Origin of the sequence: Dyadobacter crusticola DSM 16708, assembly GCF_000701505.1 — a bacterium.
Lineage (GTDB): Bacteria > Bacteroidota > Bacteroidia > Cytophagales > Spirosomataceae > Dyadobacter > Dyadobacter crusticola.
The window spans coordinates 162221-175699 of record NZ_JNJB01000012.1; the positions used below are offsets into that span (position 1 = coordinate 162221).

Sequence of the window (13479 nt, forward strand, 5' to 3'; positions counted from 1 at the left end):
CCTTATATTAAGTAAAATATGGCAGATATTGAATTATTACCTCATAACGTCCCTTCTCAAACCGAGCTGCCTGAACTGGTTGAAGAATTAACAACCCTTAACCTCGGCCCTACTCACCCAGCAACTCACGGTATTTTTCAGAATGTCCTGAAAATGGATGGAGAAAAGATCGTGTCAGGTGAGCAGACGATCGGATATATACATCGTGCATTTGAAAAAATTGCTGAAAGAAGGCCGTTTTATCAAATCACGACGCTTACTGACCGCATGAACTATTGCTCTTCCCCTATCAATAACCTGGGGTGGCACATGACTGTTGAAAAGTTACTGGGTGTGGAAGTGCCTAAAAGGGCGCAATATATCCGAGTTATCATGATGGAGCTGGCCCGGATAACGGACCATATTATTTGTAACAGTATCCTCGGCGTAGATACCGGAGCTTTTACAGGCTTTTTGTATGTAATGCAAAAGCGCGAGGAAGTTTACGAGATATACGAAGAAGTATGCGGCGCCCGTCTCACTACGAATATGGGTCGCCTCGGTGGAATGGAGAGAGATCTTTCCAATACGGCTATCCGCAAAATCCACGAATTCATTAAATCATTCCCGGCTGTGCTGCGCGAGTTGGAAAAGCTGCTCAACCGTAACCGGATATTCATGGACCGTACCATTAACGTTGGTCCTATTTCAGCGGAAAGAGCTTTGTCATACGGCTTTACTGGTCCTAACCTGCGTGCTGCCGGTGTAGACTACGATGTGCGTGTAATGAATCCCTACTCTTCTTATCAAGATTTCGACTTTGACGTACCTATCGGCCAGTCCGGAGATACTTTTGATCGTTATATGGTCCGGAATGAGGAAATGTGGCAGAGTTTGAAGATTGTAGAACAAGCAATTAACAACTTGCCGGAAGGTCCGTACTACGCGGATGCACCTGAATATTACCTTCCTCCGAAAAACGAAGTGTACAGAAACATGGAAGCATTGATCTATCACTTCAAAATTGTGATGGGAGAGATTGATGCACCGGCTGGCGAAGTTTATCACGCAGTCGAAGGTGGAAATGGAGAGTTGGGCTTTTACCTGATCAGCGATGGTGGTAGAGCCCCTTATCGTTTACACTTCCGGCGGCCAAGCTTCATTTACTATCAGGCTTATCCTGAGATGTGCAAAGGAAGCACGCTTTCCGACGCCATTTTGACGATGAGTAGCCTCAACGTGATAGCCGGCGAACTGGACGCCTGAGTTTTTCTAAAACAGATTACATTTAAGAAATGACCGAAACACCCAATTTCGTAGCCTTTACCCCTGAGCGGCTTGAAAAAGTAAAAGAAATCATTGCACGGTATCCTGAAGGCCGCCAAAAATCGGCCCTTTTACCTGTTTTGCACGTGGCGCAGGAGCAGTGGGGTTGGTTGAGCAGCGAGGTAATGGACTACGTTGCAGGCATTTTGAGCATTGAACCTGTCGAAGTATATGAGGTAGCGACATTTTACACCATGTACCACCTTGACCCTGTAGGCAAGCACGTGATTGAATATTGCAGGACAGGACCTTGCTGTCTGATGGGCGGGGAAGATGTTTACGGATATCTGAAGCAAAAGCTTGGCGTAGAAGCCGGACAAACAACTGCGGACGGACTTTTTACTTTGAAGGAAGTTGAATGCCTGGCGGCTTGTGGCTGGGGACCCGTTTTCCAGATCCGCGAGCAGTTTTATATGAACCTTACGAATGAGAAGGTTGACCAAATTATTGAAGATTTAAGCAAATAGGCTTTCGGCTTAAAATAGTATCCTGAAAAATGGCTAAGAAAATATTAACGGAGCACATCAATGTACCTGGGATAGAAACCTTCGACGTATATCGGAAGCAAGGTGGATATACTGCCGTTGAAAAGGCTATTAAGACCATGACACCCGAAGAGGTTGTGGAAGAGGCGAAAAAATCCGGTGTGAGAGGAAGAGGTGGAGCGGGTTTTCCGATGGGAATGAAATGGGGCTTTCTGGCCAAACCGGAAGGAGTACCCCGTTACCTGGTCTGCAATGCAGATGAGTCAGAGCCTGGTACATTCAAGGATCACCACCTGATGAAATCCATCCCTCATTTATTGATCGAGGGAATGATCATATCAAGCTTTGCACTAGGTGCGAACAAATCCTTTATCTATGTACGTGGCGAATTGATGTACGTGATCCGCATTCTCGAAAAAGCAATTGAAGAAGCAAAAGCACAGGGGTTTCTTGGCAAAAACATCCTAGGTTCAGGCTATGACCTGGAACTGGTTGTTCAGCCTGGGGGAGGCGCTTATATCTGTGGCGAAGAAACTGCATTGCTGGAATCTCTGGAAGGGAAACGCGGTAATCCTCGGAACAAGCCGCCATTCCCAGCTGTAAAAGGACTTTACCAGAGCCCAACGGTAGTTAACAACGTTGAGTCTATCTCTAATATGCCCTGGATCATCAACAATGGCGGTGATGCATACGCGGCAATCGGTGTAGGCCGGAGTACGGGCACAAAGCTCATTTCTGCATCGGGGCACATTCAGAAACCGGGCGTTTATGAGATTGAGCTGGGGGTAAGTGTAGAGGAGTTTTTGAATTCGGATGAATATTGTGGTGGTATCCGTAAAGGTCACCATTTGAAAGCTCTGGTAGCAGGCGGTTCGTCTGTACCCATTCTGCCCGCTAATCTCATTATGAAAACGGCGAATGGTGAAGACAGGTTAATGACCTATGAATCACTCTCTGACGGCGGCTTTGCAACTGGTACCATGCTCGGTTCAGGTGGCTTTATCGTTTTTGACGAAACTGCCTGCATTGTAAGAAATACCTGGAATTTCTCCCGCTTTTACCACCACGAATCCTGTGGTCAGTGCAGTCCATGCCGTGAAGGTACCGGCTGGATGGAGAAAGTTTTACACCGCATTGAACACGGTCATGGCAGTATGCACGACGTAGATTTGCTGGTGGATATATCTAAGAAAATTGAAGGAAATACAATTTGTCCGCTCGGAGACGCAGCAGCCTGGCCAGTAGCCAGTGCAATTCGTCATTTCAGGGACGAATTTGTTTGGCATATAACAAACCCGCATGAAGCTACTCAGCCCGGCGCCGTTTACCGCGGTGAAATGGAGCTGGCGTAATAGCTGATTGAGATTTTTGAACATTGTTTCGCATGGAAGAAATAAAACCCCAATTGATAAAAATTACCTTCGACGGAATTGAGGTCGAGGTAGAACCTGGTACTACTATCATGCAGGCGGCACGAAAAATCGCGGAGGCTGATGAAAGTCAGGCTTCACTGGTTCCGCCGGCAATGTGCTATTATAAACCACTTAACGCTTCCGGCGGAAAATGCCGGGCCTGTCTGGTAAAGGTTGCACAGGGATCCGCGAAAGATCCGCGCCCAATGCCGAAACTGGTCCCGTCTTGCATTACACAGGTACAGGAAGGTATGGTAGTTGAAAACACGACCAATCAGGGCGTGCTGGATACGCGCAAGAGCATCGTGGAATTTCTTTTGATCAACCACCCGCTCGACTGCCCTATCTGCGACCAGGCAGGCGAATGTCACTTGCAGGATTTTGCATTTGAGCACGGATCTGTAAAGACGAGATACGAGGAAGAAAGACGGACTTTCGATAAAATAGATATTGGCCCGTACGTGCAACTGCACATGACGCGCTGCATTCTTTGCTATCGCTGCGTTTACACAGCCGACCAGATCACCAACAAACGTGTTCACGGCGTCATGAACCGCGGAGATGCTTCCGAGATCAGTACCTACATTGAAAAAGCGATTGATAACGACTTTTCAGGAAATGTAATTGACGTTTGCCCGGTAGGTGCATTGACAGACAGAACCTTCCGCTTTAAACAGAGAGTTTGGTTTACCAAGCCGGAAGATGCGCACCGCGACTGTGATAAATGCTGCGGCAAAGTCACATTGTGGTACCGTGGCGATGAAGTTCTCCGCGTAACTGCCCGCAAAAACACGTGGGGAGAAGTGAACGACTTTATTTGCAATACCTGCCGTTTTGATAAGAAGAAAACAAGTGACTGGGTGTTAGAAGGACCTACGAAGGTGAAACGCAGCTCTGTGATCTCAGCTAATAAATACCGGTCAGACCTGGTTAAAAAACCTGATTTCGCATTAAAACTGGCGGCGTCTCAGTTCAAGCCGATTGACGATTCACGCGCTTTTGTGACAGACGAGGAAACTATCCGTCAGCAAAGCATTGAAAACAACGATAAGGCAAACCACCGTTCGTTGCTGGCAAAAAACAATTAACAAGCTGTTCAATATCGCATATAAATGGAGTTAACCGAGTTTTTAGTTAAGACAGCAACGATCTTCGTTGTTTTTGTACTGACGCTGGTCATCGCGATGTATTCAACATGGGCAGAGCGAAAAGTAGCGGGTTTCATTCAGGACCGGATGGGACCGAACCGTGCCGGGTGGGGAGGTTTGTTACAGCCGCTTGCAGATGCGGGTAAGATGTTTTTCAAAGAGGATTTTATACCTGCATTGGCCAACAAATGGCTTTTCATTGCGGGGCCGAGCTTGGCAATGCTTACTGCATTACTGGCGAGTGCGGTTATTCCTTTTGGAAGTACTTTCCGGATTAATGGACAGGAAGTGGTACTGCAAGGTGTGGAGTCCAACATTGGTATCCTCTACGTTTTTGGTGTAGTAGCATTGGGAGTTTACGGGATCATGGTTGGAGGCTGGGCTTCCAATAACAAGTTTTCGCTTTTAGGTGCAATCCGCGCAGCTTCTCAGAACATTAGCTATGAAGTGGCAATGGGTTTGTCGCTGATCGCCATTCTGATGATGAGCAGCTCGCTTTCGTTAGGCGAAATCGTAGCGCAGCAGCACGGAATGAACTGGAATATCTTCTATCAGCCACTCGGGTTTCTAATTTTCATAACCTGCTCGTTTGCTGAATGCAACCGGGTGCCGTTTGACTTACCTGAATGCGAGACTGAGCTGGTTGGAGGGTACCACACCGAATACGGAAGTATGAAGCTGGGTTTCTACCTTTTTGCTGAATACATCAATATGTTTATTTCCTCAGCGATTATCTCAGTACTGTATTTCGGCGGATATAACTATCCGGGAATGGACTGGGTTTACAGCCAGCTGACCAGCGCTTTGGGCACTGAGACGGGACATAACATTGCGACACTAATTGGTACTGCCGTTTTCTTCGGGAAAGCATTGTTCTTCATATTCTTCTATATGTGGGTACGTTGGACAATCCCTCGTTTCCGGTATGACCAATTGATGAACCTGGGCTGGAAAAAGCTGATTCCTTTGGCTATTTTCAACATCATTATCACAGGTGCGGCCGTGCTCTTTTTGAAGCCGGCGATTACCGCCTGGTTGAATTAATATTAAAATTACATTGCTATGCAGTTGACAAATCGCTCCAAGCAGGTTAGCAATAAAGAAATGACGTTTATGGAACGTGCCTATATCCCGGCAATTGTGACGGGTTTGGGTATCACCATTAAGCACTTCTTTGCTAAGAAAGTTACAATTGAATACCCGGAGGTGAAGAGATACCTCGGACCGGTATTCAGGGGCAGACATATTTTAAAGAGAGACGAAGAAGGCCGCGAACGTTGTACAGCTTGCGGCTTGTGCGCGGTAGCTTGTCCGGCAGAGGCGATTCAAATGGTTGCTGCCGAGAGAGAGAAAGGCGAAGAAAATCTGTATCGGGAAGAAAAGTACGCGGCTGTTTACGAAGTAAATATGCTACGCTGCATCTTCTGCGGGCTTTGCGAAGAAGCTTGCCCTAAACAAGCAGTTTATTTGCGCCACGATGAGTTTGTGCCGGTATTTACCGAAAGAGATCAGGTGATCTGGGGTAAAGATTTATTGGTTGAGGATATGACTAACCGGTACACCAGAGAAGCCTGGACCAAAGAAGAAGCCCGCGCGATCGATGCAAAGAGAGCAGCCGGCGAAGTTACAAATGTTGTTCCACGAGCTATACCCTGATCCATTATCCAGGCTGTTCAGCAGTTTCATATCATGAATCCATCTGTTTCTTTTTTCTATTTCTTGTCTTTCTTGACCATACTAAGTGCAGTAATGGTCGTAGTGTCACGTAACCCGATTCACAGCGTTCTTTACCTGATCCTGACATTCTTTACGCTTTCGGGTCACTACATTCTCTTGAATGCGCAGTTTCTGGCCGCAGTGAACATCATTGTCTACGCCGGAGCGATCATGGTACTCTTCCTGTTTGTAATTATGTTCCTGAACATGAAACAGGATCATGAGGAATCGAAGACAAATTTGACCAAGATAGCGGCCACAATCGTTGGCGGTACTGTATTTGTAATCCTTTTCGGTGCTTACCGCAAAACAGCTATACCTGCTTTTAATCCTGAAAACTTCGACTCTCAGGTGGGAATGATCGAAAGCCTAGGACATATGCTTTTCCGGGATTACCTTCTTCCATTCGAGCTGGCGTCCATTCTGCTGCTTGTTGCGATGGTTGGTGCTGTGATGTTGGGAAAACGCGAGATAGGAGAAAGACATTTTTAAATTTGGAACATATCATTAAAGCAGAAAGGGGAAACACAACTGAGTGTCTCCCCTTTCTGCTTTTTCAGCTCCTAATATATTAATTAACCTCTGCGTCGGTGTAAGCTTCCACCGGAATGCACGAGCAGATTAGGTTTCGGTCACCGTAAGCACTGTCAACGCGGCTCACACTAGGCCAGAACTTATTAAAGCGCAGGTATGGGAGCGGGAATGCAGCTTTTTCCCTGCTATAAGAACGGCTCCATTCTTCGCTGAGCAAAACTCTGGAAGTATGCGGCGCATTTTTCAGAACATTATCCGTACGATCCGCGGTGCCTTCTTCTATTTCCTGAATTTCCTTGCGGATTGAGATCATCGCATCACAAAAACGGTCCAGCTCTGCCTTTGATTCTGATTCAGTCGGTTCGATCATCAGTGTTCCCGCAACCGGGAACGACAATGTCGGTGCGTGAAAGCCGTAATCCATCAGGCGTTTTGCAAGATCCTCAGCCTCTACGCCAGCTGCTTTGAACGAGCGGCAATCCAGGATCATTTCATGCGCACAGTGGCCATTTGTACCTGTATAAAGCACTTCATAATGCCCGCTCAAACGTTCTTTGATATAATTGGCATTCAGGATCGCGTATTTTGTGGCATTTGTCAAACCTTCTCCGCCCATCATCGCGATGTAAGCGTAGGAGATCGTCAGAATACTTGCGCTTCCGTAAGGCGCCGCCGACACAGCTCCCGCTTCGCCATCGGGAAGATGCTCGCCTTGTACATTAAAATTGACGTGACCAGGTAAAAACGGCATCAAATGCTCTGCAACGCCAATCGGACCTACACCAGGGCCGCCGCCGCCGTGAGGAATGCAAAATGTTTTATGCAGATTTAAATGGCAAACATCAGCACCAATGCTGGCAGGACTTGTCAGACCAACCTGTGCATTCATATTGGCACCATCCATATAAACCTGACCGCCGAATGAATGGATCATTTCGCAGATTTCAATGATACTCTCCTCGTAAACGCCGTGCGTAGATGGATAAGTTACCATCAAACAGGACAAATCATTGCTGTACTGTTCGGCTTTTGCTTTTAGATCTGCTACGTCTATATTTCCTCTTTCATCACATTTGGTAACAACCACTTTCATTCCTGCCATTACAGCAGACGCAGGGTTTGTCCCGTGTGCCGACGAAGGTATCAGCGCCACATTCCGGTGATGATCGCCGCGGCTGGCGTGATAAGCACGGATCGCCATTAAGCCCGCATATTCTCCCTGTGCGCCTGAATTAGGCTGGAAAGACATGGCAGCAAACCCGGTAATCTCACAAAGCCAGGTATTTAGCTCACTCACCAGCTGCGCGTATCCGCCAACCTGATTGGTAGGCGCAAATGGATGTATTTGTCCGAATTCCGGCCAGGTAAGCGGGATCATTTCCGATGTTGCATTCAGCTTCATCGTACAGCTGCCCAACGAGATCATTGAATGCACCAGCGAAAGGTCTTTGCTTTCCAATGATTTCAGGTAACGCAGCATTTCGTGCTCGGTATGGTGCGTGTTGAAAACAGGATGTGTCAGATAATCAGAGACACGCGCCAGATTTTCAGGGAAAGCAAATTCGAATTCTTCATCGATAACCATCTCACCCTGGAAACCAGAAACCTCGGCAAACACATTCAGCAATGCAATTACATCGTCGAATGATTTTGCTTCGTCAAATGCGATGGTAATACTTTCGTCTTTGTTATAACGCAGGTTAATCCCCCACTTCAAAGCAGTCTCACGTACTTTCCTGGTCAGAGGCGTTTTAATGGTAACAGTATCAAAAAACTCTTCTGTTACCACCTCATAGTTGAACTTCTTGATCGTATCGACGAAAAGCTTCGCCAGCCCGTGAACACGGGCTGCAATGGACCTGATACCCTCAGGCCCGTGATATACGGAATAAGCACCGGCAATTACAGCCAGAAGAACCTGGGCTGTACAAATATTAGAAGTAGCTTTTTCGCGCCGAATGTGCTGCTCACGGGTTTGCAGCGCCATTCTCAATGCACGGTTACCTTCTTCGTCCACCGACACTCCGATGATACGACCAGGAATATTTCTCTTGAATGATTCTTTGGTTGCAAAAAAAGCCGCGTGCGGGCCGCCGTAGCCCATTGGAACGCCAAATCGTTGCGACGAACCTACCACTACATCTGCGCCCATCTCACCTGGCGATTTCAGCAATGCAAGTGACAGCAAATCAGCCGCTACTGCTACTGAAATGTTGAGCTCGTGCGCGGCTGCAATGAAATCAGTGTAATCTATTACATCACCGTTTGTAGCAGGATATTGTACCAAAACCGCGTAAATGTTCTCGTCTGTCAGATCAAAAGTTGCGTGATTTCCGACTACCACTTCAATACCGATTGGTCTTGCGCGGGTAAAAATCAGGTCGATGGTTTGCGGGTGACAAAGCTCGGACACGAAGAAAGTGTTCGCCTTTTTCCGGCTGCCGGCGCGCAGGCTGTAAAGCATCGTCATTGCTTCGGCGGCTGCGGTTGCTTCGTCAAGTAAAGACGCATTCGCGATCTCCATTCCGGTCAGGTCGGTGACTACGGTTTGAAAGTTCAGCAGCATTTCAAGACGACCTTGTGCTATTTCTGCCTGGTAAGGAGTATAGGCGGTATACCACGCAGGATTTTCAAGAATGTTACGAAGGATTACCTTTGGCGTGATCGTATCATAGTAGCCTGTCCCGATGTAGGATTTCAGTACTGCATTTTTACTGGCAGTTCTCTTGATCCCTTCCAAAAACTCCTGCTCCGATTTTGGCTTTGGAAGATTAAGCGGCTTCTGTAAACGTATCGCTGAGGGAAGTGTTTGATCTATCAGTTCGTCCAATGACGCGGCACCAATCGTATTCAGCATTTCCTGCAATTCCTGAGCATCTTTGCCGTGGTGCCGGTTTTCAAATTTATCTTGATTTCGAAGGTTAATTTTCATTCAGTTTTGGACCAAAAAACGTTCGTGATTACTAGTTTTAAAACACAAAAGTAAGCAAATCCGACCAAACTTTTGGAGAATGATCTCAATGCTTACTCTTGATTATGTACAAATTTACGGTACCCGTGCAAATCAATGTTTGGGGCAGCCGCAGTCGGATTTACGCTTGAAAATACCAAGAATCTTTTTCGACCTCGGCTTCTTGTAACCCCTGTTCTTTTTCTTCTTCCCCATTAATTCCATTTTGGAGGCCACAGGCTTTGCTTTGAGCTGTTCAATGCCGGAGAAGCCAAGTGTCAGGCCGAGTATCAGTATGTAGGGGACGATTTTCTTCATGATTATGTAGCAGTAAAAACAATGTCGGATATTCAACGCCGGGAATGCAAAAAGCTGTATGCCAATTTATTATTAATCCCGTATTTTATAAACTCAGGCCTTGATCAATTCTAGGATAGTAATTTCCGGGAGGATACCTACTCTTCCAGGATAGCCAAGGTAACCAAAACCCCTGTTTACATAAAGGTACTGGTCGTTTTCTTCATACAATCCTGCCCAGCGCTTGTACCTGTATTGAACCGGACTCCATTTCAGTTTACCTATTTCGACGCCAAACTGCATTCCGTGCGTGTGCCCGGCTAATGCAAGGTCAATGTCTTTGTACGTTGGCAGTACCTGCTGATCCCAATGGCTTGGGTCGTGGGAAAGTAGTATTTTGACAGGATAGTCGCCTGTATTCTGATATGCTTTGGCGAGATCACCATATTTTGCAAAGTTACCGGCGCCCCAGTTTTGAATACCTATTAATCCAATTTCTTCACCGTCAACACGGATCGGTCTATGCTCGTCAAGCATCAGGTTCCATCCCAGCAACTTATGCGCTCTTTGCAGATCAGCAAGGTTGTTCGTTTTTGCTTTCAGGTCGGGCCACTGATAGTAATCGCCGTAGTCGTGATTTCCCAGCACAGAATGCACACCCAGCGGGGCCTTCACTTTGTCGAAAATGTTGATATAATCTTTTACCTCCAATGCTCTGTCATTGACCAGATCTCCTGTAAAAAAAGCGATATCGGGTTTTTCCTTTAACAACATCTCCACACCACCTTTTACAGCAGTTTTGTTAAAAAAGCTTCCCGAGTGAATATCTGACAATTGTGCAATTTTCATTCCGTGAAAAGCACGTGGCAGATTCTTCAATGGTACCTTTACTCTTCTCACCCGATAATCGTGCGCGCCAGATATGATCCCGAAAGCGAAAGTTCCCATTAAACTGGTGCCGGCAACTACCGCAGTTGTCGCCAAAAACTGTGATCTCGGGATAGTAGGCTCGCCTGTTTCCGGGGACGGAGTAGCTGCGCCCGGATAAAAGTAGCTCACAATCCATTGCAGAAAGCGGCGCACATCGTCGATCAGCAGGATGAACACGGCCAGTAATTTGGATAAATAGGGAATGGCGATAAATGCAATAACGAAGGTCCGCGTAGTACCTTTAAAATAATCGGGCGGCATTAGCTGCATGGCAATGTACGCCAGCAAAGTGATGATCGTAAAACCCCAGTAAATACCTCCGATCCACCTTTGGGAAACCTGGGATAAATTGCGGGTAGCAAATCGTAAACCTTGCCACACATAAAAATCTATCGCTAAAAGAATAAAGGTCAATAACAAAAAAACAACTGTTCTGGGCATTTTAAATGGCGTTTTCATATTGCATGTAAACGTTTGACCTAATTTTCTCGTTCGGTTATCTCGGGAGATTGTTCAGGTTTGTACAGCAAAGGTTCCAACCGAACTTCCGGAGGCAAAAATCGCCGGCTTAATGGTTTCAAATACTTAATAAAAACAAATGGGCAATTTCGATTTCAAAAGATTTCATATCAGATCAATGAATGCTGGTTCCGCAGAGGAGCGCGCGCAAATCAACCAAGAGCTGAAAGACCTGTATAACTCCCTTCCGGAAGACGAAAAGAAAGTCTTCAATGAAGAATTGCAGTACTTTCTGACAAAAGAAGTGGGCCGGATCAAATCGGATTACGAGTCGGTAAAAGGGTTAAACCGCCCTAATTAATTAAGGCGCGGATCAATGGGATAATGCGCAATGGAGCGGTACTCACCACCCATGTTGCGCAGTACCTCCCGCCAAAAATTTCCTGGCGGAGTTGTAAAGAGAAATTCTGAATTGGTGTTGGTAATAATCCAGGAATCCTGACTGAGCTCCTCAGCGAGCTGCCCTTCACCCCAGCCTGAGTAACCTATAAAAAAGCGGATATCGTCCTGATTGAGCGTATTCAGATTAAGCAGTGTTTTCACGGTTGTGAAATCTCCACCCCAATATACATCACTCATGATTTCAGCACCGCCACTAATCAGGTCCGGGCGCCTGTGGATGAAATGGAGCGTGTTCTTTTCTACCGGGCCGCCCAGATGCAGCGTGATGTCCTGGTAAATTGTTTCTTCAAGCACATCGCCGAGAAACAGCTCCGTGGTTTGATTCAGCACAAAACCAAAGCTACCCTGATCGTTATGCTCACACATCAGGATCACACCTCTCTCAAAATTTGGATCGCCCAAAAATGGTTTGGCAATGAGCAGGCTTCCCTTCGAGACATTCATGCTTGTAGACATATTCTGACGAAACTTTTTATGCTGAACGAATATATTTTAAATTCTGGTAACATTAACCCCTGAATATTCAAATTCCGGCGGGTTTTTGACAATTTTCCTTGCAAACCAAAAAGCATACCACTTGATTGCGAAACCAACAAGAACAAGATTATGGCACTAATTAAATCCGTGCGGGGATACCAGCCGGCATTCGGCGAAAATTGCTGGTTTGCTGAAAATGCAACGATCGTAGGCGATGTGCAAATGGGCGAAAATTGTACGGTTTGGTTTAATGCGGTAATCCGCGGCGATGTGAACAGTATACGGATCGGGCACCATTCAAATGTGCAGGACGGAGCAGTGATTCACTGCACTTACCAGCGCTTTTCCACCACAATTGGCAATTACGTATCTGTCGCGCACAATGCAATTGTGCACGGCTGTACAATCGAAGATCATGTGCTGATCGGAATGGGCGCGATTGTAATGGACGGAGCGGTAGTAGGCACAGGCTCCATCGTTGCAGCTGGTGCGATTGTAACGCAGGGTACGAAAATTCCGCCGGGTACCATTTATGCAGGTAATCCAGCCAGGTACCTGAAAGATGTTTCGCCCGAGCTGAATGCGGCTATCGACAGAACTGCGAACAACTACATTACCTATTCAGGCTGGTTCAGGGAAACAGAGGATTAGCCCTCACCCATTTCCTTTCTCGCATTCAGATAACCTTTGATCACTGTAAACGTGGTAATCGCGAGGAAGAAAAGGATAATGTACTGCACGTAGTCCACGATCCACGGAAAGCGCTCGCCGAAGAGATATCCGCCCCCTGTCAAGGAACCTATCCAGATCGCGCCGCCAGCTACATTGTTAACCAGGAATGATACAAACGGCATTTTTACCAATCCCGCGAGTATCGGGGCGAAAGTTCTTACAACAGGCAGGAACCGGCTGATAATGAGCGTGCGGCTACCGTAACGTTCAAAGTAGTTACGTGTAGTTTCAATGTGCTTCTTCTTGAAAAAGAAGGAGTCTGGCCTGTTCTCGAACATATCACCGAAATATTTGCCAAAAATATAACCCAACAAAGAACCCAGTACTGCTGCTGTAAACATGCATAAAAGCAAAATTCCGATCGGTACATCCAGAATGCCCGTTCCGCAGAATACGCCGGCCAGGAAAACCAGGTAATCGCCGGGGAGAAAGAATGCGAAAAACAATCCGTTCTCTGCGAAAACTATGAAAGTAATAACCAGCAGACCTCCCGTACGGATGATCTCCTCGGAGTTGAGTATATATTGGAAAAATTCGGTAATTGAATTCATAACGTCAGGATATAGGAACAG

The 13479-nt window shown here is 46.5% G+C and carries 14 protein-coding genes; 9 read left to right on the plus strand and 5 right to left on the minus strand.

The genetic code is table 11. The features are described from left to right. Positions 1–18 precede the first annotated feature (18 nt). The 7 genes from nuoD to Q369_RS0116690 are packed head-to-tail and all read left to right on the plus strand — an operon-like array spanning position 19 to position 6558. Positions 19–1245, plus strand: coding sequence for an NADH dehydrogenase (quinone) subunit D (gene nuoD, locus Q369_RS0116660; protein WP_031528926.1), 1227 nt, complete (start codon positions 19–21; stop codon positions 1243–1245). A 29-nt stretch (positions 1246–1274) separates the two neighbouring features. Further along, positions 1275–1772 carry an NADH-quinone oxidoreductase subunit NuoE family protein gene (locus Q369_RS0116665; RefSeq protein WP_031528927.1) on the plus strand — a complete coding sequence of 166 codons (498 nt, stop codon included), beginning with the start codon at positions 1275–1277 and terminating at the stop codon, positions 1770–1772. Positions 1773–1801: 29 nt separating this feature from the next. Then, entirely contained in the window at positions 1802–3142 is a 1341-nt protein-coding gene (gene nuoF / locus Q369_RS0116670; RefSeq protein ID WP_031528928.1) for an NADH-quinone oxidoreductase subunit NuoF, read from the plus strand. 32 nt (positions 3143–3174) lie between these two features. Further along, positions 3175–4290, plus strand: a complete 1116-nt coding sequence (locus Q369_RS0116675; RefSeq protein ID WP_031528929.1) for an NADH-quinone oxidoreductase subunit G — start codon at positions 3175–3177, stop codon at positions 4288–4290. Positions 4291–4314: 24 nt separating this feature from the next. Continuing rightward, positions 4315–5394 (plus strand): NADH-quinone oxidoreductase subunit NuoH, encoded by a 1080-nt coding sequence (gene nuoH, locus Q369_RS0116680; protein ID WP_031528930.1) that lies wholly within the window; start codon positions 4315–4317, stop codon positions 5392–5394. Positions 5395–5412: 18 nt separating this feature from the next. Then, positions 5413–6006, plus strand: a complete 594-nt coding sequence (locus tag Q369_RS0116685; protein ID WP_031528931.1) for a NuoI/complex I 23 kDa subunit family protein — start codon at positions 5413–5415, stop codon at positions 6004–6006. Between the two features lie 33 nt (positions 6007–6039). Beyond that, positions 6040–6558: an NADH-quinone oxidoreductase subunit J family protein gene (locus Q369_RS0116690; protein WP_031528932.1), complete on the plus strand. Its 519-nt coding sequence runs from the start codon at positions 6040–6042 to the stop codon at positions 6556–6558. Between the two features lie 79 nt (positions 6559–6637). On the opposite strand, the gene gcvP is transcribed toward Q369_RS0116690, so the two are convergent. The 3 genes from gcvP to Q369_RS0116705 form a co-directional block, all read right to left on the minus strand. Then, complete coding sequence (gene gcvP, locus Q369_RS0116695; RefSeq protein WP_031528933.1) at positions 6638–9532, minus strand: aminomethyl-transferring glycine dehydrogenase; 2895 nt, start codon at positions 9530–9532, stop codon at positions 6638–6640. Positions 9533–9664: 132 nt separating this feature from the next. After that, positions 9665–9868 carry a hypothetical protein gene (locus tag Q369_RS0116700; RefSeq protein ID WP_031528934.1) on the minus strand — a complete coding sequence of 68 codons (204 nt, stop codon included), beginning with the start codon at positions 9866–9868 and terminating at the stop codon, positions 9665–9667. Positions 9869–9961: 93 nt separating this feature from the next. Continuing rightward, positions 9962–11218, minus strand: a complete 1257-nt coding sequence (locus Q369_RS0116705; protein WP_031528935.1) for a metallophosphoesterase — start codon at positions 11216–11218, stop codon at positions 9962–9964. Between the two features lie 196 nt (positions 11219–11414). Between Q369_RS0116705 and Q369_RS0116710 the strand changes: the two genes are divergently transcribed. Next, positions 11415–11597, plus strand: a complete 183-nt coding sequence (locus Q369_RS0116710; protein ID WP_035333628.1) for a hypothetical protein — start codon at positions 11415–11417, stop codon at positions 11595–11597. On the opposite strand, the gene Q369_RS0116715 is transcribed toward Q369_RS0116710, so the two are convergent. Further along, on the minus strand, positions 11594–12154 hold the full coding sequence (locus Q369_RS0116715) for a YqgE/AlgH family protein (protein ID WP_031528937.1): 561 nt from the start codon (positions 12152–12154) through the stop codon (positions 11594–11596). The genes Q369_RS0116710 and Q369_RS0116715 overlap by 4 nt on opposite strands. Positions 12155–12304: 150 nt before the next feature. On the opposite strand from Q369_RS0116715, the gene Q369_RS0116720 reads away from it, so the two are divergent. Further along, positions 12305–12826, plus strand: coding sequence for a gamma carbonic anhydrase family protein (locus Q369_RS0116720; RefSeq protein ID WP_031528938.1), 522 nt, complete (start codon positions 12305–12307; stop codon positions 12824–12826). Here Q369_RS0116720 and Q369_RS0116725 read toward each other — a convergent pair. Beyond that, positions 12823–13458 carry a DedA family protein gene (locus Q369_RS0116725; protein WP_031528939.1) on the minus strand — a complete coding sequence of 212 codons (636 nt, stop codon included), beginning with the start codon at positions 13456–13458 and terminating at the stop codon, positions 12823–12825. The genes Q369_RS0116720 and Q369_RS0116725 overlap by 4 nt on opposite strands. Between the last annotated feature and the right edge of the window lie 21 nt (positions 13459–13479).